Below are 19,462 nucleotides of genomic sequence, written 5' to 3'. Positions count from 1 at the left end.
CATTCTCTTTGAATGATATAAAGTAAACGGGAGAAAAACGGAGTAATTCTGAGATAATTTTAATTTATAGAGGGAGGGGAGATTAGAGATGAAAAGACAAGAGTTAACGAAAATCATAGATTATAAATTATACTTTACATCCAACAGCAAGTAAGTCAGACATGGAGAGCTTTTTGCAACCAAACGGTTAATGGGACATCAGTTGTAATTTGGAGAGCAGCATACTTTCTGATTAAAAATAAGAAGAATCGGAGCAACGTTCAAGCAACTAGCTACGATATCATTTCCATAAAATGGTACGCAATGAATTGCGCGTTCTTGGATCATGGAATGCTCTATAAGCGCCTTTTCCAGGAAAAGAATGGAATGCAGCCTTACACTATATGAGTACAGGTCAACTAAATGTAAAACCGTTGATCTCTCATAGACTCGAACTGGAAGACGGTCCTGAAACCTTTCATCAAATAATAAATAGACTGGTTGACTTGGTAAAGGTAATCATTCAACTAGGAAAAGGCAACTGTAAATGGGGAAGTGCTAGGGAAAAAAGAGTTCAAAACTATTTCAGCTATCATTTTTTAAATACGAATGTGTATTGTATTCAAACGAAGAATGAGGCATTTACATGTTTCCTATTTCATTAACGATTTAGTTCAAATTTTCGTTTTGATTTTTCGAAGTATATGGGACATTCCACCCCAACCACGGATTAGGAGATGCAAGCCTTCGTTTTATTGATATTGCTAAATATGAAAGAATACATTTATAATAGAGTATATTAGAAGAATAAGGAATAATTAGGAAATAATGTCGTGATTGGAGGGAAGTATGTTTAAATACAACATTGGATTTCCAATACTTTTGTTTGTTACTATAACATTAAAGCAATTCTTCTTAAATAATTATATTAATTGGATAGATAATATTGGTCTTTCCATTTTAGTAAAAATGGTCAAAAAAACCATATCAATGGCATAAAGATAAAAACTAGAATAGTAGCTTGGCTTTTAGCAAATACGTACTGGTGCAAACAGAATTGTGTCTGTATTATTTAAACTGCCCATAACACTTAATAAGTAGTATCAATGAGGTGGTAATATGAAAAATAATAGGTTAAAGAAGTTTATCTTTTTAGGTTCATTTTTAGGAATTATTGGGTTATTATTAATTTTTTTTAGTAATAGTATGGGAATGGCTTTCGGGGATGGTTGGCTGGTAAAGTCTGATTATGCTGACTCCTCTATATATAATTTTCAAGTAAAAGCAAATACAAATAAGTTTTTAGTAATAGGTGGTATCCTTTTTGGAATTGGCCTTACTACAGTTCTACTTAGTTATTACAAGGAATTACATAATAAAGAATAGAAGAAATGCTGTTTTTTTAGTACCACTATGCAGCGATCGGGCGCTTTTCAGAACACGGAAGGCGTTTTTTATAGTCTTGGAAATTATAAAATTTGCCCGTGTAGATAAATATGGGCGTGTTGAGTCGCGTCCAGCTCCAGGGAATCGCCCTAATCTAAGTCATCATCGGCTCGCAAGCTACCGAGATTCCTTTATTTCCGTTGACTCGCCCTAGTCACTACGTTTCTAATCGAGCGCTTACGCTTTTGTCCCTTTTTTGGTTATTTTATCGAAACATGAAACATGGATCCAAGTTAATACGTATTGTATGATGCATGCAAAAATATAAATAGCAAGGATTGATTTTATGTTATGGATAATTACACAAAATAAACAAAGCTTGATGAATGTAAAAGAAGTTACTGTCAATGGAAAAAAGATAGAAGGGATCATTGGCAGTGCGAGTTTGGATGAATGGAGTAAAGTTTTGGGGAAATATGAATCAAACGAAAGAGCTGTAGAAGTTCTTGATCAAATAGTTAGGAAACTAGAAGAAAGTAATGGTATCTCAGTGACCTTTACGATGCCTAAAAATTAAACACGTATTCAAATAAAAGAGCGTAATTCTTGATGTGAGAATAGTGCTCTTTGTGTTATGAGGACCATATTGTTAATCAAGCTTGTTAAATACTATTGGTTTTCATAATCGAATAATTAGCTGAATGCGTATTCTCTAGTTAAATGTCTGATTGGTTTAAGGGCCTTGGGTCATACCCTTGTGGTACTAACAATCAGTGGGGAAAACAAAACCCCCACTGATTGAAGTTTCACTCTATATTTTAGGAGAAACTACCCTTTATACGCATTGCGATATACTTCAGTTAACTCCTTAACAAGTGGCAATTTAGGGTTAGTTATTGTACATTGATCTTCGAAAGCACGGTCTGCAAGATAGTTTACTTTTGTTTCGAAAGCATTTTTATCTACGCCATTTTCTGCGATACTCATTGGAATGTCCAATTCTTTTGCCAATTTATAAATAGCTTGAACTAGGCTTTCAACGCCTTCTTCTGTTGTGCTTGCAGGCAATCCTAATATTTTAGCAATTTCGGCATAACGTTTGTCAGCAATAAAGTATTCGTATTTAGGAAATGACACAAACTTCGTTGGTTTTTTCGCATTATAGCGAATAACATGCGGCAAAAGTATCGCATTGGCACGACCATGCGCAATATGGAATTCTGCCCCTAGTTTGTGTGCAAGACTATGGTTAATACCTAAGAATGAATTTGCAAATGCCATTCCAGCAATGGTAGAAGCGTTGTGCACTTTTTCTCTTGCTAATGCATTGTTACCATCTCGATAAGCTTGTGGTAAATAATCAAAGACAAGCTGAATGGCTTTAATTGCGAGCCCATCTGTGTAGTCATTTGCCATATTAGAAACGTAAGCTTCGATCGCGTGTGTTAAAACGTCCATCCCAGTGTCAGCTGTTACTGTTTTAGGAACAGTCATCACAAATTGTGGATCAACAATGGCTACGTCTGGTGTTAATTCATAATCTGCTAACGGATATTTTACATTGTTTTCTTTATCTGTAATAACAGAGAAAGAGGTGACTTCAGATCCAGTACCAGAAGTGGTAGGAATTGCAACAAATTGTGCACGTTGACCTAGTTCTGGATATTTGTATGCACGTTTACGGATATCTAAGAACTTTTGTTTTAAACCATTAAAGTCTGTTTCTGGATATTCATGGAATAACCACATTCCTTTGGCCGCATCCATTGCTGATCCACCACCAAGCGCAATAATTACATCTGGTTGGAAGTTATCCATTGCAGTAGCACCACGTATAACCGTGTCTTTTGATGGATCTGGTTCTACATCAGAGAAAATTTCGCAGTGTACATAATCTGAACGTTTACGTAAGTGATATAGGACTTTATCAACATATCCTAATTTAACCATCATGGGATCTGTTACGATAAATGCTTTAGAGATCCCAGGCATTTTTGCTAAATACTGTACTGCATTCTTTTCAAAATAAACTTTTGGTGGAATTTTGAACCATTGCATATTAACATTCCTTCTCGCCATTTTTTTTATGTTAATTAAATGCGTTGCCCCTACGTTTGTCGATACAGAGTTTCCGCCATAAGAACCACATCCAAGTGTTAAAGATGGCAAATAAGCATTGTAGATGTCACCAATTGCACCTTGAGAAGAAGGAGCATTGACAATAATACGTCCTGCTTTCATTCTTCTCCCAAACGCATCTATGGTTTCTTTATTTTCAGAATGAATAACTGCAGAATGTCCTAAACCACCAAATTCAAGCATTTCTTCTGCACGTTTAAATCCTTCTTCGTTATTGTTTACTTTATAAGCTGCGAGTACTGGACTTAATTTTTCATGAGAAAGTGGATGGTCCGGTCCAACACCTGTTAATTCAGCTACAAGAATTTTTGTATCTTCAGGTACTTTAACGCCTGCCATTTCAGCAATTTTTACAGGCTCCATACCAACAATGGAAGGGTTAACGGTGCATGTGTCGTTAATAACAAGTTTTTCTACTTTTGCTTTTTCGGTAGGGCTTAAAAAGTAAACCTTGTTATCAATCATTTCTTGTTTTACTTGATTGTAGATTTCTTTATCAACAATAATTGCTTGTTCTGATGCACAAATCATACCATTGTCAAATGTTTTGGAAAGAATAACATCATTTACAGCACGTTTAACATTAACGGACTTTTCGATATAGCAAGGAACGTTACCAGGACCTACACCTAAAGCAGGTTTACCAGAGCTGTATGCTGATTTAACCATTCCAGGCCCACCTGTTGCCAAAATAGTTGCTATACCATCATGCTTCATTAATGTTTGTGTCCCCTCAATAGATGGATTTTCAACCCATTGAATACAATTTTGGGGTGCACCAGCTTTTACTGCTGCATCATACACAACCTTAGCTGCAGTGGAGCTGCATTTTTGTGCAGATGGGTGGAAAGCAAAAATAATAGGATTTCCTGTTTTAATAGAAATAATGGATTTAAATAATGTTGTTGAAGTTGGGTTAGTTACTGGTGTTATCCCAGCAATAACACCAATTGGTTCAGCGATTTCTACTATACCTTCATGGTCGTTCTCGCTAATTACACCAACTGTTTTATCATATTTTATATTATGATACACATATTCGGTTGCGAAAATATTTTTAATGATTTTATCTTCATATATACCACGTCCAGTTTCTTCAACAGCTAATTTCGCAAGTTGCATATGTTGGTCTAATCCTGCAAGCGCCATTTCCTTAACGATGTTATCAATTCGTTTTTGATCTAGATTTTTCATTTCTGTTAGTGCTTCTTGTGCATTTTTTACTAATTTGTCAATGCTCTCTGTAACAGTTGTTGCTTGTTTTTCTTCTAATGTTGTAACCATTAGAATACCTCCTAATTTTATTTGTGAAATACTGAGCATGTTATCTCAAAAAAAATTATTGCATTACTGACGGATTACGGGGTACTTTGACAAAAGAAATATCTTTAAAAATACGCGTGTTTGGCTTGATTACCACAACATAATGCTTCGTCCAAATATAATTTGGTGTGTCTTGATTTTCTTCAAAACACATAGCTTCAAATGCATCACCGACTTGTTGTTCAAAGCGTTCTTGTGTGTAAGATTCAGCGTCTGTGCTAAACTCTTTCCACTCGTTTAGAATCATATTTTATCCCCCCTTCGCATTTTCTGATTTCATCATAACATCTATTTAGGATTACAAAATAACGGATTTGTGATAAAAATGTGAAAAAATCACATATAGACAGAAGGATTCTTTTTGGAAGAGGAATACAAACATGATTATGTGACATCTTTAATCGCTTCCCAGTAAAAGAATCAGTTATATTGATCCCGCATGTAACTGGCAGTAAGTCCCCACCTCAAGCAATGAGGAGAAACCAAGTATGGATAAGTGGTGGGTCCAGCTGTCAGTAAATGTCCGATTGATTCGGGCCTACACGGAAGTAGGTCACAAAGGCGTTGCTACAGGACGTGGTGAATCAAGCCTTTGTACGTATATATTTCAGTAAAAACCGGATGGAAGTTTCACTCTATCTGTATTAGTTTTAAAGTGAGAAATATTTAAACAGTGTATTTCAGTCAATCTGCACATTAATATAAATCCTTTTGTAATTAGATTGAATCATTACTATATCAATATTTTATAGGTGTACTTATCATGTATTTTATTGGCATATTTGCTTATGCTAGAATTTGAACATTTTTAGAACTTTGATTATAACAGGTCAAAAATGTGATGTTTTTCACTTTTTTTTATGTACGAAAAGGTATAAACTTAAATCAAGATATATTTGTGAAATATTTCACAAATAGAATCAATGAGGAGGTATAGGAAATGAAAGTAGCAGAAGAAGTTACACAAAGAGTTCCTTGGGATGGCTTCCGTGAAGGTAGATGGCAAAAGGAAATTGATGTCAGAGATTTTATTTTGAAGAATTTTACGTTGTATGAAGGAAATGAAGCATTTTTAGCAGCTCCTACTGATGCTACAAAAGCATTATGGGACAAAGTAATGGAATTAACCAAAAAAGAACGCGAAAACGGGGGAGTATATGATTTAGATACGAAGATCGTATCTACCATTATTTCACATGGCGCAGGGTATCTGGACAGAGACCAAGAAAAAATAGTTGGTGTCCAAACAGATGAACCCTTCAAACGTTCTTTACAACCCTTTGGTGGTATTCGTATGGCAGTAGCTGCTGCAGAATCGTATGGATATAAAATTGATGATGAAGTAGTAAAAACATTTACCGATTACCGAAAAACGCATAATCAAGGTGTATTCGATGCATATACACCAGAAATTAGAACAGCAAGAAAAGCTGGAATTGTAACTGGTTTGCCTGATGCATATGGACGTGGACGTATCATCGGTGACTATCGTCGTGTTGCATTATATGGTGTGGATCACTTAATTGCGGAGAAGAAAAAAGAACTTGATTTAATTGGTAATGGAACCATGACAGATGATGTTATCCGTGATCGTGAAGAAACTTCAGAGCAAATTCGCGCCTTACAGGAATTAAAACAACTTGGTAAAGCATACGGTTTTGATATTGCAAAACCGGCAATAACTGCACAAGAAGCTTTCCAATGGTTATATTTTGGTTATCTTGCTGCTATTAAAGAACAGAATGGTGCTGCTATGAGTCTTGGTCGTGTATCTACATTCCTAGATATTTATATAGAGAGAGATATTAAAAATGGTGTTATAACAGAAGAAGAAGCTCAAGAATTGGTAGATCATTTTGTTATGAAGCTACGCCTGGTGAAATTTGCAAGAACACCTGAATATAATGAATTGTTCAGTGGAGATCCAACTTGGGTCACAGAGTCATTAGCAGGTATCGCGGAAGACGGTCGCCCGCTAGTTACAAAGAACTCTTATCGATTCTTACACACATTAGATAATTTAGGACCAGCACCAGAACCAAATTTAACTGTACTATGGTCTACTAAATTACCTGATAACTACAAAAAATACTGTGCTAATATGTCTATCAAAACGAGTTCCATTCAGTATGAAAATGATGATTTAATGCGCGAACATTATGGTGATGATTATGGTATAGCATGCTGTGTATCTGCTATGCGTATCGGTAAGCAAATGCAGTTTTTTGGTGCACGTGCAAATCTTGCAAAAGCACTGCTTTATGCCATTAACGGCGGAGTGGATGAAAAATTAAAAATACAAGTAGCTCCAAACTATGCACCAATCACTTCAGATTATCTTGACTATGAGGAAGTAAGAGAAAAATATGATACCATCTTAGATTGGTTATCAGGGCTATATGTAAATGCGTTAAATATCATTCACTATATGCACGATAGATATAGCTATGAACGAATTGAGATGGCACTACATGATCGCGAGGTATTACGTACGATGGCATGTGGTATTGCCGGACTTTCAGTTGTTGCTGATTCATTAAGTGCGATTAAATATGCACAAGTGAGAGCGATTCGCGATCAAGATGGTATTGTCGTTGATTACGAAATCGAAGGAGACTTCCCTAAATATGGTAACAATGATGATCGCGTAGACGAAATTGCGGTAGATGTAGTGAAAACATTTATGAACAAAATCAAAAAACATCACACCTACCGAAATTCTGTTCATACGCAGTCTATTCTTACGATTACTTCTAATGTTGTATATGGTAAGAAAACTGGAAATACACCAGATGGGCGTAAAGCAGGTGAACCATTTGCGCCAGGTGCTAACCCACTTCACGGTCGCGATAAAAACGGGTCTCTTGCTTCTTTAAGCTCAGTCGCTAAAATGCCATATGAATATTCCATGGATGGAATTTCTAATACATTCTCGATCGTGCCAAAAGCATTAGGTAAAGATGAAGAAACTAGAAAAGCAAACTTAGTTGGTATGTTAGATGGTTATGCTGTAAAGCATGGTCACCACTTAAATGTTAACGTGTTTGATCGAGAAACATTACTGGCTGCAATGGAACATCCAGAAGAATATCCACAGTTAACTATCCGTGTATCTGGATATGCAGTTAACTTCATTAAATTAACAAGAGAACAACAAATGGATGTAATTCATCGTACGTTCCATGAAAGTATGTAAAATAAAGTGAGGCTTCCATTATTGTAGGATTATGGATGATGGGGCTGTGGTAAAGAGGTTGGGACATAGCTGAAATGGTTCCTTAAAAGACGATCATCCAGAATATACGTAGACATCTCCGTTTGGTGAACCACTCCGTGTGATTTGCCGCCCACGGAAAGTGGCGTATATTTCTGGAGCAGTGTCGTTGCATCGAGCATCATTTCTAATTGTTCGTTCCCCCCTTCATGCGAACTTTTTGTCCCAGCCCCTTTAAAATCTAGCAAGGAGGGCGAGTAAGATGAACGGACGAATTCATTCAATAGAAACGTGTGGTACCGTTGATGGACCTGGTCTACGATATGTAATATTTACACAAGGGTGCTTATTACGTTGTAAATTTTGTCATAACCCTGACACGTGGAAAATGGGAGATGGAAAAGAAATGTCAGTAGAAGAATTAGTAAAAGACATTAAAGATTATCTCCCATTCTTCCAAGCTACTAATGGCGGAGTAACTGTAAGTGGTGGAGAGCCGTTAATTCAAGCTGACTTTTTAGTTGAATTATTTACGGAGCTAAAAAAGCTAGGAATACACACTACTATTGATAGTTCCGCTGGCTGCTTTAGTCGCTCTCCACGCTTTATAGAGACTTTAAATAAATTATTAGAGGTAACAGACTTAATTTTATTAGATTTAAAGCATATTGATCCAGTCGAGCATAAAGAATTGACTGGCATGTCAAATGAACACATTATTGATATGGCCAGATATTTAGATCAAAAGAATATTCCTGTCTGGATTCGTCATGTTTTGGTACCTGGTGGTAGTGATAATGATGAATATTTGCAGCGGTTGTCTGATTTTATTGCCACTTTAAATAATGTGGAAAAAATTGAAGTATTGCCTTACCATAAGTTAGGTGTATACAAATGGGAAAACCTTGGTCTTGCTTATCCGCTTGAAGGTGTCGAACCACCGACAGCAGAGCGGGTGAAGCATGCAGAAGATATATTAAATCGATCTTATTTAATGGTAACCAAGCAATAAAAAATAAGTTCTATCAATCTAATAGTAATAGTAGATGAGAAAATTGACATGATAGTGTTTTAACATCATCTGCATGCTTGAATTTGAATAATCGAACGAAAGATGTCTGGAATTTATTAACGTTCGCATTTTGTTGACATTTATTGAAATTGATCGTATGATTATCCTAGGTTTTAATGATAAATGCGTATAATTTCGGGGATATGGCCCAGAGTTTCTACCAGACCGCCGTAAATGGTCTGACTACGCAAAATGTTTATGAATGAAGAACTTATTCTATGATTATTTTTGTTATTTTACGAAAAACATTCATCTCATTTTGCATAGTAAAAGAGCGCTCATTTGGTCATATGACGATAGAGCGCTCTTTTGTTGTCTTCACCTTTTCATGAAACGTGTATGGTGATTGCAGGAGTGGTCTTCCCCGAATAATGTGTCAGTATATGAAGGGGGAAGAATTGTGAAGAAGTTTTTTCGTTTTGAGGAGTTACGTACGAATTATCGTACAGAATTTATGGCAGGATTAACGACTTTCTTGGCCATGGCGTATATCCTCTTTGTAAATCCCTCTACGTTAGCTCTTGTTGGGATTGAAGAATTACCTGATGGCGTAACACGTATGGATCAGGATGCTGTGTTTGCTGCTACTGCAATTGCAGCGGCAGTAGGATCGTTGTTTATGGGAATTATAGCTAAATATCCAATAGCATTAGCGCCTGGAATGGGCTTAAATGCATTCTTTGCGTATACAGTTGTTCTTGGTTATGGGGTTCCATGGGAAACTGCACTTGCGGGAGTGCTGGCATCTGGACTTATTTTTATTGTACTTACGTTAACAGGACTCCGCGAAAAAATTATTAATGCCATCCCGGCGAACTTAAAATTAGCTGTTGGAGCTGGTATAGGTTTTTTCATTGCTTTTATCGGTTTTCAAAACTCAGGTATTATAGTTGGTAATGAGGCAACCTTACTAGCATTAGGTGATTTAACTTCTCCAACCGTCTTACTGGCTGTATTTGGGATTGTCGTATCTGTAATCCTAATGGCTATTGGTATAAGAGGTGGGATCTTCTATGGAATGATTATTACAGCTATTGCTGGGATGGTTGTTGGACTGATTGCACCTCCGACGGGAATTGATGGTATCGTTGGTCATGTGCCAAGCCTTGCCCCAACGTTTGGTCAAGCCTTTGCACATTTCGGGGATATTTTTACACTACAGATGCTAGTTGTGATTTTAACGTTTCTATTTGTTGACTTTTTTGATACTGCTGGAACTTTAGTTGCTGTAGCAAATCAAGCTGGATTAATGAAGGATAATAAATTGCCACGTGCTGGTAAGGCGTTATTTGCAGATTCAGCAGCGACGGTTGTAGGAGCCACAGTTGGTACTTCAACGACTACATCTTATGTTGAGTCAACAGCAGGAGTAGGAGCTGGGGGTCGCTCTGGTTTCACAGCTGTTGTGACGGCATTATTTTTCCTATTGGCATTGTTTTTCTCGCCTTTACTAAGTGTCGTTACATCAGAGGTTACAGCACCAGCATTAATCATCGTTGGTGTGCTCATGTCTTCTGCGTTAAAGGATATTGAATGGGATCAATTTGAAATTGCAGTACCGGCATTCCTCATTGTGATTGCAATGCCGCTAACGTATAGTATCGCAACTGGTATAGCTATTGGCTTTATTTTCTATCCGATTACGATGCTTCTTAAAAGGCGTGCCAAAGAAATACATCCAGTTATGTACTTCCTATTTATTATTTTTATTCTGTATTTTATTTTCTTAAGCTAATTTATAATAAGGATAGGATTATTCAAATAAAAAATTGGAATACAAGTGAATGCTGTGGGAAGTGTAATAGCGTGAATTCGGTGTTTCTGTACGTATTTGTACAGACGGATTTTTCCACGAGGAGCGCGGGTGTATTCCAGATGTAGCTAAGGAGCTGTTCGTTTGGGACAGCTCCTTAGCTTGTAGAGAAACTCTTGTGTTTACAAGCATTACTCACTACTCACGGGTAGGCTGAGCCTGAGACAAAAGAATGAAGAAATGATAAAAAACGAATGATAATTAGTTGTAATTAATTATCGTTCGTTTTTTGGTCGAAATCATTCGTTTAGCACCTGAAATAAGCGAGATTCCGGCGGGAACAGCACGTGTCCGAAGATCCACTTGGTAACGTGTTTTTCTTTACCAAGTTAGCTGAGGTGTGCCCGCGGAAAGTGCGTATAGTTTCACGGTGCGGCGATATTACTCCTATTGATAACATGATTATTCGTATGTTGAGTAAAGAAGTTGTGTTTTGTCCCAGTCTCAGTCTTTGCGATGAAAGATGGCGAATGATTCCTGTGGAAAATGGGCGATCCGATTCTTATAAGCTGTTAGTACTTTCTGTATGAACGTAAAACTATGTTTTTTTTTGCATAGAAAAGCTCCTCTTAAAACAGATTATATTTTTTATACTGTCTAAAGGGGAGCGTATCATTTCTCCAAAGCTTCTTTTTTGATTTTCAGCGGTTCATGTAAACGTAGCATTGTGTAATGCTAACGATCTTGTTGATGAACATAGGCTTCTTTTCCAAATGGCATGATATGATAAAGCGTAATGAGAATAGTACCTATTAATGCTAGACAGCCCATTTCGAAATATAATGTTCCACCGCCTGAAGAATCGATGATGGCACCTCCAAGTAGTGAACCGATAATTCCTGATAACCCAAAGAAAGTTGCAAAAAAGACAAGGTGACCTGTAGATTGTAATAATTTTGGTATGAGCCTAGAGATATAATTAAAGGATGCTAAGTAAAAGGTACCGAACGTTAATCCATGCAAAAATTGTAGGCTGATAATCTGGATCGGGCTGTCAGCAGCACCGTAAATAAACCAACGAATGCTATATAAGATTCCTGCAATGATAACAAATACAAGTGGATGATACTTTCGGAACCAGAAGCCAGCAGTTGCGAAGACAATGGCTTCTGTCACTACTCCAACAAACCATGCTACACCAACTAATCCTTCACTACCGCCTAGCTGTTCTATATATAAACCAATGAAGCTATCATTGGCACGGTGTGTAATGCTCAAAAACATAATAAATAGAAGGAAGATAACAAAAGGCTTACTTTTGACTATTTCGCTAACATCCTTCAGTTGGATTGGATCAGATTCAACCTTTACATCAGTTAGTTTAAACGTAACGATTAATGCAACCATTCCAAAAAATAAATAAGGAATAATCATGTATTGAATTCCAACTCTAGTGAGAATTTCTCCAATAATAAGAGAAGAAGTAGCAAAACCAACTGAGCCCCACCAGCGGATCGTACCAAAGGACACTCCGAGTTCATCTGCTCTGCGCTGGGCTAAGCTATCGCCGAGCGCACCAATTGGTGTAACGAAAAAATAAAAGATTGCACCCATTAATAGAATGGCTAGTAACGTATCCATTTGAAAGAATAGAATACTGGTAACGAGCAGGCCAATAATGCAAATCTGGATAATTCGTTTAACGGTTTTGTGTTTATCACTCATATATCCCCAAAATGGCTGAGCAAAGATAGATGCTAGTGGTCCAACAGCTAATACATAACCAATTTCAGTACCGTTTAATCCCTTGTATTTTAGATATAAAGGTAAGTAACTCAAAATAATTGTATTTGTCGCATGAAAGGCAAACAATAACATTTTTAATGGTGTTAACGAATGTGAATTAGACAACGATCTCTCTCCTGACTTGAATAAAGCATAATGAATCATTTACAACGTGGACGAATTTGTTGGGGAATAAAACAATTACTTTCTCCAAACATGCTCTATAAATTCATCTCTTCCTGATTTTAAACGGTCTTCCTTATATGCAGTCTCATTTTTCCGGTAATAATCTTGATGGTAATCTTCCGCTGCGTAAAAGCTAGATGCAGGAAGTAATTTGGTTACAATCGGTTTATTAAATTTCCCACTTTTAGATAGCTTTTGTTTCGACGCCTCCGCAGCCTTCTTTTGTTCTTCATTATGATAAAAGATAGCTGTACGATAGGAATCTCCACGATCATGAAATTGTCCTCCATCATCAGTGGGGTCAATTTGCTGCCAGTATACATCTAAAATGGTTTGATAGCTAATAATAGATGGGTCAAACGTTATTTGTACTGCTTCATAATGACCGGAATCTCCTGCCTTTACATCTTCGTATGTAGGATTAGGAAGATGACCACCTGTATAACCGGAAATTACTTGGTCAACACCTTTCCATTGATCGAATGGCTTTACCATACACCAGAAGCATCCTCCTGCAAAAGTCGCCTGTTGTTTGTTTGACATCTATATCCCTCTTTCATCATTTCTATTCCCAAGTGGACGTATTTTAAGTAGAATAAAGTTACTATACCATATTTAACAAGTGGGTGATAGAATGGAAGAACCATATATTCATAAACTTTTTACTGGAAAAGTAAGGGGGCTTGGTACCGCTGATGCTAGTAATTGGGCGGAACGATCTTGGCAGAGCGGTATGTTTAAGGAACCCATCGATCAGAAGGTTTGGTTAGGAAAGACGGGATTAGCAGGAGATGAAGTCGCTGATAAGAAAAATCATGGAGGACCTGAAAAAGCTGTTTTTGCTTATCCAATTAAACATTACCAATTTTGGCAAGAGGATTTACAAATAAATACAATCGAAGCAGGTGCGATGGGAGAGAATTTTTCGGTATTGGAAATGGATGAATTTTCCGTATTTATTGGCGATACATATAAAGTAGGAGATGTTATTCTGCAAGTATCACAGCCACGTCAACCTTGCTGGAAGCCGGCGCGTCGCTTTCAAGTTAAAGATTTTGCCTTGCGAATTCAACATAGTGGGCGAACAGGCTGGTACTTTCGAGTATTGCAAGAGGGCTTTATCCAGGCTGGTAGTGATATGGAATTGATAGAACGACCATATCCACAATGGTCTATTGCAGCTTGTAATGAAATTATGCATGTATATAAAGAAGATCTACGAGCTGCGGATGATCTTGCTCAATGTGATTTACTTGCGGAAAATTGGAAGAAAACATTATATAAGCGATTAAGGGGGATACCTTCTTCCGTTGATAAACGAGTATTTGGTCCGAATCAGTAATTCATGTTGAAATGCCACACTTTTATCGGTGACTTTAATGATAAAAGTGTGGCATTTTCATGCTAAATTAGTAGAGGTAATCTTTCATTATGTGATCTAATTATCTTCCAGCACATGGACATTTACTCTGTTTTTCCTACTTGTCTCGGAAATAAGCCGATGTAGTTGGATGAATACGAGACCGTTTTTATACGTTGCTTTTATTTTATCTGAACGAACTGGAAAAGGAAGAGAGATTCTTCTTTCGAAAACGCCCTGCAGTATTTCCTCTTTTATTTTAATACCAAAGGAATTATCAATATCAATTGTTCCTCGAAGCTCCAATGTGGAATAATCAACATAAACATCAAGCTTATCTAAGTCAACTAGCCCTGGGATGTTAGCAACACAAAATAATTCATGATCCGTTTGATAAAGGTTAATTTGTGGAATAGTAGGTTTTATAATACCTTCAAATTCATTCCAAAAGTTTTCGCCAAAAAAGTGATCCATGTTCTTTTTCCAATCCGTCATTTGTTGAAAAGGATCCATTACTTCACCTCGCTTCATGTTTAAAAAGTATGTGTAATGAAATGTCTAGCTACGTCCCAAATTACTATTCAGACGCAGCGCCCATGTTCTTACATTAGCCTATGCGGAATAATATAAATGAGTGAAACAAACATGAATGATATAGAATGTCATATGATAAGAAAATAAGGTATGCTTAGGATATAGGTTTAGGAGGGTTTTATTTGATTAGCAATGCACTCGTAATGGTTGGAATTATATTAGTTATCAATATTGTGTATGTATCGCTTTCCACAATACGAATGATTCTAACGTTAAAAGGCAGAAGGTATATTGCTGCATTTGTAAGCATGTTTGAAGTGGTTATTTATGTATTTGGCTTGGGTCTTGTTTTAGATAATTTAAACGAAATTCAAAATCTGTTAGCCTATGCCATTGGTTTTGGGATTGGTGTAGTCTGCGGGTCAAGAATTGAAGAAAAACTAGCACTTGGATATATTACAGTCAATGTGATATCCTCCGATCCAGATATTCAATTTACGAAGCAATTAAGAGATAAAGGCTATGGGGTAACAAGCTGGTATGCTTATGGTATGGATGGAGACAGATTATCAATGCAAATCTTAACACCAAGAAAATATGAATTAAGATTGTATGAAACCATTAAACAAATAGATCCGAAAGCTTTTATCATTGCATATGAACCAAAGCAAATCTATGGTGGATTCTGGGTGAAACAGGTGCGTAAAGGTAGACTTATGAATCCGAAGAAAAAAGCAGAGAGTAGCAATGGTACTACGAAGCAAGCTACGGAAACATCCAAACCAACAGAATCAATGAGGAAAGAGTAGATCTTAAGAATAACGTATGATGTATCGTGGCGCACACATAGCATTTTTCCTTTTGGGTTGGATCGTCTATTAATAAGTCGCATAGAATAGTTGATGACAGAAGTAAAACTTCAATAACTAAGCTCACATGTCCATGTTTGAGTATAAATGAATCGTATTGTTTTAGGGAATATACTAAAAACCGAACATTAATTTAAATTATTTAATAATCGTTCGTTATTTTGTTGACATTTCCGTTTTTCCTTGTTATTCTTAAACCGACAAATCAATATCGGTTCCTCATATATACCTGAGAATAAGGCTCAGAAGTTTCTACCCAGCACCGTAAATGACTGGACTATGAGGGAAGTTGAATCGTTGTGTAAGCAATGATCTGTTTGAATGGTTGAAATTACAGGTCTATTCTTCTTCTCTCATTGGCTTGAGATGAAGATGAATAGACTTTTTTCGTAGTCAAGGAAGTTATAAAAGTTGAGCCTGTGGGTAAATCTTGGTGTGTTGAGTCGCGTCCAGGTCCAACTTCCAGAAACGAGGCGACTTTACGAATCGTCCTACGGATAAGCTGTCATCGGCTCGCGAGCTCACCTGTTCCTTTATCACCGTTGACTCGCTTCAGTCGCTTTGTTTCTAATTGGGCGCTTGCGCTTTTGTTCTAAGTTAAGAAAGTATAAAATCAGTGTAATGACTGCGTTAAGCCAAGTAGTTATTTTGAAATGTTTGATGTATATTGGCAATGCTCCGACTAATTGCTTCGCTTTCCGCGGGCACGGCCTCAACTAACTTTGCAAAGAAGAACACGTTGCAAAGTTAGCTGAAGGACAAACCCCACGGAAAGGGAAGTGGGCAGCCGGAGTGGTGGTCAAGCAGTAGCTATTATTCCATAATAGCTACTAGAGGAAGCGTAAATCTGAGCATGTAGTGATAAGGACTGAGCGAATTTTGCTCCGTTTTTCTTATTAATTAGCAAAGGGTAAACTTAAACTAGGAAATAATTTGATAAACGAGGGGGATTTCACAGTAATGGTTGGCGTAATCATGGGCAGTATATCGGATTGGGAAACAATGAAGCATGCTTGTGCTATTCTAGATGAACTACAAATTCCGTATAGCAAAGATATTATTTCTGCACATCGTACACCTGATGAAATGTTTGCATATGCAAAATCAGCCAGAGAACGTGGACTAAAAGTTATTATTGCCGGCGCAGGAGGAGCAGCCCATTTACCTGGAATGGTGGCAGCTCAGACGACACTTCCTGTAATTGGTGTTCCTGTTCAAAGTAAAGCGTTGAACGGATTGGATTCACTTCTTTCGATCGTACAAATGCCAGGCGGAGTGCCTACTGCAACTGTAGCGATTGGGAAGGCAGGAGCAAAAAATGCCGGGATTCTTGCAGCACAAATCTTAGGTACATTCGATGCATACGTTGCAGCGAAGTTAGAAACGTACCGTGACCAAATGAAGGATAACGTTGGAGAAATGAGGGAAGACCTTGCGAAAAAATAACAGCATTGTGTTACCCGGACAAACAATTGGGATTATTGGTGGAGGTCAGCTAGGACGTATGATGGCAATTGCAGCAAAGTATATGGGTTATCGTGTGAATGTATTAGATCCTACCGTAGACTGTCCGGCTGCACAGGTCGCAGACCATCAAATTATTGCACCATATGAGGATATGAATGCTATCCAACAATTGACAGCTCTTAGCGATGTGGTCACATATGAATTTGAAAATGTTGATTTACAAGCTGCAGCTTACATAGAGAAAGAAGGAAAGCTGCCACAGGGTGCGTTTGCTCTCGAAATTACTCAAAATCGGGAGAAAGAGAAAAAGCTAATAAAGGCAGCTGATTTACCTGTTCCCGAATTTGCTATTGTAAACAGTGGAGCTGAATGTGAAGAAATACTAAGAGATTTTCCATTACCCGCTGTAATCAAGACGTGTCGTGGTGGTTATGACGGAAAAGGCCAACTTAAAATAGATGCTCGTTCAGACATAGCTACAGCCGTTCAATTTGCCCAGGATCATTCCCATTGCATCGTAGAAGAATGGATTACCTTTGATAAAGAAGTATCGGTTATCTTTACACGTGCACAATCTGGCGAAATTACATTTTTCCCAGTTGCTGAGAATGAACATAAAGACCATGTATTATTCAAAACAATGGTTCCAGCGAGCATTAATGAACTACTGGAAAAAGAAGCTTTTCGGGCAGTAGAGAAGCTTGCTGAACATATGAAGATAGTAGGTACCTTTGCGGTGGAACTGTTTGTGAAAGGAGATCGTATCTATCTAAATGAAATGGCTCCTCGTCCTCATAATTCTGGGCATTATACGATTGAGGCTTGTAATGTTTCACAATTTACACAGCATATTCGTGCCATATGTGGCCTTCCTTTAATGGAAGTAAATTTACTAGAGCCAGCGGTCATGATCAATGTATTAGGTGAAGACTTGGAATCTGTTTTACAAGCGATGGCAAAAAATACCTCTGGTTTTGTTCATTTATATGGAAAAGCGGAAGCTAAAACGAAACGAAAAATGGGACATATTACATTTATTGGGGCTACAATGGATAAAGTAAACAAACATATTCAGACATTTGAGGAGGCCAAACAATGATTGAGCGTTATACAAGGGAAGAAATGGGATCGATTTGGACAGAGGAAAATAAATTTAAAGCATGGCTTGAAGTTGAAATCCTAGCATGTGAGGCATGGAGTGAGCTAGGTGTTATTCCTAAAGAAGATGTGAAAAAGCTACGGGACAATGCATCCTTTGATATCCATCGAATTTATGAAATTGAAAAGGATACAAGACACGATGTTGTCGCTTTTACACGTGCTGTATCGGAAACGCTGGGTGAGGAAAGAAAATGGGTGCATTATGGACTGACATCAACGGATGTTGTTGATACAGCACTTTCGTATATCGTAAAACAGGCCAATGAAATTATTCGGAAGGACTTGCATCGGTTTATTGAGATCTTGAAAAATAAGGCTATGGAACATAAGCATACGGTGATGATGGGAAGAACCCATGGCGTACATGCAGAACCAACAACATTTGGTTTGAAGCTTGCGCTTTGGTACGAAGAAATGAAACGTAATTTAGAACGTTTCGAAGCAGCCGCTCACAATATTGAATTTGGAAAGCTATCAGGAGCAGTAGGAACATATGCAAATATTGATCCATTTGTGGAGCGATATGTTTGTGAGAAGTTAGGAATTACGCCAGCACCCGTTTCTACTCAAACATTGCAACGTGACCGTCATGCAGCTTATTTATCTGCACTTGCGCTTATCGCGACATCGGTAGAGAAATTCGCAACCGAAATTCGTGGATTGCAAAAAACAGAAACACGAGAAGTAGAAGAATTCTTCGCGAAAGGGCAAAAGGGATCATCGGCTATGCCGCATAAACGTAATCCAATCGGGTCAGAGAATATGACAGGAATGGCAAGAGTCGTACGTGGCTACATGATGACAGCCTATGAAAATGTATCATTATGGCATGAGCGAGATATTTCTCATTCTTCAGCAGAACGTGTCATTCTACCAGATGCAACAATTGCGTTAAACTATATGCTTAATCGTTTTGCAAACATCGTTAAGAATCTAACGGTGTTCCCTGAAAATATGAAACGAAACATCGATAAAACCTATGGCGTTATTTTCTCTCAACGGGTTCTCCTAGCTCTAATTGACAAAGGAATGGCGCGCGAAACTGCTTATGATATAGTACAGCCGAAGGCGATGCAAGCTTGGGAAACAGCGACTCACTTTAAACAGTTAGTAGAGGCAGATGAACAAATTACGGACGCATTATCACAAGCAGAAATTGATGATTGCTTTGACTATACGTACCATTTAAAAAATGTCGATGTTATCTTTGACCGAATCGGCTTAGCGTGAGGTG

Annotated in this window: 17 protein-coding genes, 1 pseudogene and 2 riboswitches; of the genes and pseudogenes, 13 read left to right on the top strand and 5 right to left on the bottom strand. The window is 37.6% G+C overall.

Annotated features, from left to right (window positions below; all coding sequences use genetic code 11):
• Nucleotides 1–275: 275 nt before the first annotated feature.
• The 4 genes and pseudogenes from Q1A47_RS02510 to Q1A47_RS02495 form a co-directional block, all read left to right on the top strand.
• Nucleotides 276–476: pseudogene (locus tag Q1A47_RS02510) on the top strand (galactitol-1-phosphate 5-dehydrogenase); the annotation flags it as partial.
• A gap of 352 nt (nucleotides 477–828) precedes the next feature.
• On the top strand, nucleotides 829–978 hold the full coding sequence (locus Q1A47_RS02505) for a hypothetical protein (RefSeq protein ID WP_166530080.1): 150 nt from the start codon (nucleotides 829–831) through the stop codon (nucleotides 976–978).
• A 120-nt stretch (nucleotides 979–1,098) separates the two neighbouring features.
• Complete coding sequence (locus Q1A47_RS02500) at nucleotides 1,099–1,365, top strand: hypothetical protein (RefSeq protein ID WP_166530079.1); 267 nt, start codon at nucleotides 1,099–1,101, stop codon at nucleotides 1,363–1,365.
• A 346-nt stretch (nucleotides 1,366–1,711) separates the two neighbouring features.
• Nucleotides 1,712–1,942, top strand: a complete 231-nt coding sequence (locus Q1A47_RS02495) for a hypothetical protein (protein ID WP_026682866.1) — start codon at nucleotides 1,712–1,714, stop codon at nucleotides 1,940–1,942.
• Between the two features lie 251 nt (nucleotides 1,943–2,193).
• On the opposite strand, the gene adhE is transcribed toward Q1A47_RS02495, so the two are convergent.
• Entirely contained in the window at nucleotides 2,194–4,788 is a 2,595-nt protein-coding gene (gene adhE, locus Q1A47_RS02490) for a bifunctional acetaldehyde-CoA/alcohol dehydrogenase (protein WP_166530078.1), read from the bottom strand.
• Nucleotides 4,789–4,843: 55 nt separating this feature from the next.
• A complete protein-coding gene (locus Q1A47_RS02485; RefSeq protein WP_166530077.1) occupies nucleotides 4,844–5,074 on the bottom strand; it encodes a hypothetical protein in 231 nt (76 codons plus the stop codon).
• Nucleotides 5,075–5,315: 241 nt separating this feature from the next.
• Between Q1A47_RS02485 and Q1A47_RS02480 the strand changes: the two genes are divergently transcribed.
• From Q1A47_RS02480 to Q1A47_RS02465, 4 genes are all read left to right on the top strand, one after another.
• The gene (locus Q1A47_RS02480; protein ID WP_255637608.1) at nucleotides 5,316–5,441 is read left to right on the top strand and encodes a hypothetical protein; all 126 of its coding nucleotides are present in this window, start codon (nucleotides 5,316–5,318) and stop codon (nucleotides 5,439–5,441) included.
• A 326-nt stretch (nucleotides 5,442–5,767) separates the two neighbouring features.
• Nucleotides 5,768–8,023, top strand: coding sequence for a formate C-acetyltransferase (pflB, locus tag Q1A47_RS02475; protein ID WP_121604617.1), 2,256 nt, complete (start codon nucleotides 5,768–5,770; stop codon nucleotides 8,021–8,023).
• Between the two features lie 280 nt (nucleotides 8,024–8,303).
• Nucleotides 8,304–9,053 (top strand): pyruvate formate-lyase-activating protein, encoded by a 750-nt coding sequence (pflA, locus tag Q1A47_RS02470; protein WP_166530076.1) that lies wholly within the window; start codon nucleotides 8,304–8,306, stop codon nucleotides 9,051–9,053.
• 165 nt (nucleotides 9,054–9,218) lie between these two features.
• Nucleotides 9,219–9,319, top strand: a riboswitch (purine riboswitch).
• A gap of 194 nt (nucleotides 9,320–9,513) precedes the next feature.
• On the top strand, nucleotides 9,514–10,848 hold the full coding sequence (locus tag Q1A47_RS02465; protein ID WP_166530075.1) for an NCS2 family permease: 1,335 nt from the start codon (nucleotides 9,514–9,516) through the stop codon (nucleotides 10,846–10,848).
• Nucleotides 10,849–11,601: 753 nt separating this feature from the next.
• Here the strand turns inward: Q1A47_RS02465 and Q1A47_RS02460 are convergent.
• Nucleotides 11,602–12,777 (bottom strand): MFS transporter, encoded by a 1,176-nt coding sequence (locus Q1A47_RS02460; protein ID WP_166530074.1) that lies wholly within the window; start codon nucleotides 12,775–12,777, stop codon nucleotides 11,602–11,604.
• A gap of 75 nt (nucleotides 12,778–12,852) precedes the next feature.
• On the bottom strand, nucleotides 12,853–13,380 hold the full coding sequence (gene msrA, locus Q1A47_RS02455; protein ID WP_026682859.1) for a peptide-methionine (S)-S-oxide reductase MsrA: 528 nt from the start codon (nucleotides 13,378–13,380) through the stop codon (nucleotides 12,853–12,855).
• 91 nt (nucleotides 13,381–13,471) lie between these two features.
• On the opposite strand from msrA, the gene Q1A47_RS02450 reads away from it, so the two are divergent.
• On the top strand, nucleotides 13,472–14,179 hold the full coding sequence (locus tag Q1A47_RS02450; protein ID WP_026682858.1) for an MOSC domain-containing protein: 708 nt from the start codon (nucleotides 13,472–13,474) through the stop codon (nucleotides 14,177–14,179).
• Between the two features lie 96 nt (nucleotides 14,180–14,275).
• Here the strand turns inward: Q1A47_RS02450 and Q1A47_RS02445 are convergent, their stop codons facing one another.
• A complete protein-coding gene (locus Q1A47_RS02445; RefSeq protein WP_026682857.1) occupies nucleotides 14,276–14,710 on the bottom strand; it encodes an Hsp20/alpha crystallin family protein in 435 nt (144 codons plus the stop codon).
• Nucleotides 14,711–14,913: 203 nt separating this feature from the next.
• Between Q1A47_RS02445 and Q1A47_RS02440 the strand changes: the two genes are divergently transcribed.
• The 4 genes from Q1A47_RS02440 (at nucleotide 14,914) to purB (ending at nucleotide 19,458) form a co-directional block, all read left to right on the top strand.
• Nucleotides 14,914–15,540, top strand: coding sequence for a DUF2179 domain-containing protein (locus Q1A47_RS02440; protein ID WP_026682856.1), 627 nt, complete (start codon nucleotides 14,914–14,916; stop codon nucleotides 15,538–15,540).
• Nucleotides 15,541–15,799: 259 nt separating this feature from the next.
• A riboswitch (purine riboswitch) is annotated at nucleotides 15,800–15,900 on the top strand.
• A 660-nt stretch (nucleotides 15,901–16,560) separates the two neighbouring features.
• A complete protein-coding gene (gene purE, locus Q1A47_RS02435; RefSeq protein WP_034679712.1) occupies nucleotides 16,561–17,046 on the top strand; it encodes a 5-(carboxyamino)imidazole ribonucleotide mutase in 486 nt (161 codons plus the stop codon).
• On the top strand, nucleotides 17,033–18,166 hold the full coding sequence (purK, locus tag Q1A47_RS02430) for a 5-(carboxyamino)imidazole ribonucleotide synthase (RefSeq protein WP_166530073.1): 1,134 nt from the start codon (nucleotides 17,033–17,035) through the stop codon (nucleotides 18,164–18,166). The genes purE and purK overlap by 14 nt, the downstream gene beginning before the upstream one ends.
• Nucleotides 18,163–19,458: an adenylosuccinate lyase gene (gene purB / locus Q1A47_RS02425; protein ID WP_121604624.1), complete on the top strand. Its 1,296-nt coding sequence runs from the start codon at nucleotides 18,163–18,165 to the stop codon at nucleotides 19,456–19,458. Before purK ends, purB begins: the two co-directional genes overlap by 4 nt.
• Nucleotides 19,459–19,462: the final 4 nt, after the last annotated feature.

The sequence above is a fragment of the uncultured Virgibacillus sp. genome (assembly GCF_947495635.1).
GTDB classification, from domain to species: domain Bacteria; phylum Bacillota; class Bacilli; order Bacillales; family Amphibacillaceae; genus Virgibacillus; species Virgibacillus salarius.
Note: the sequence above shows the minus strand (reverse complement) of the source record. Positions and strands in the feature narration are given on the sequence as shown.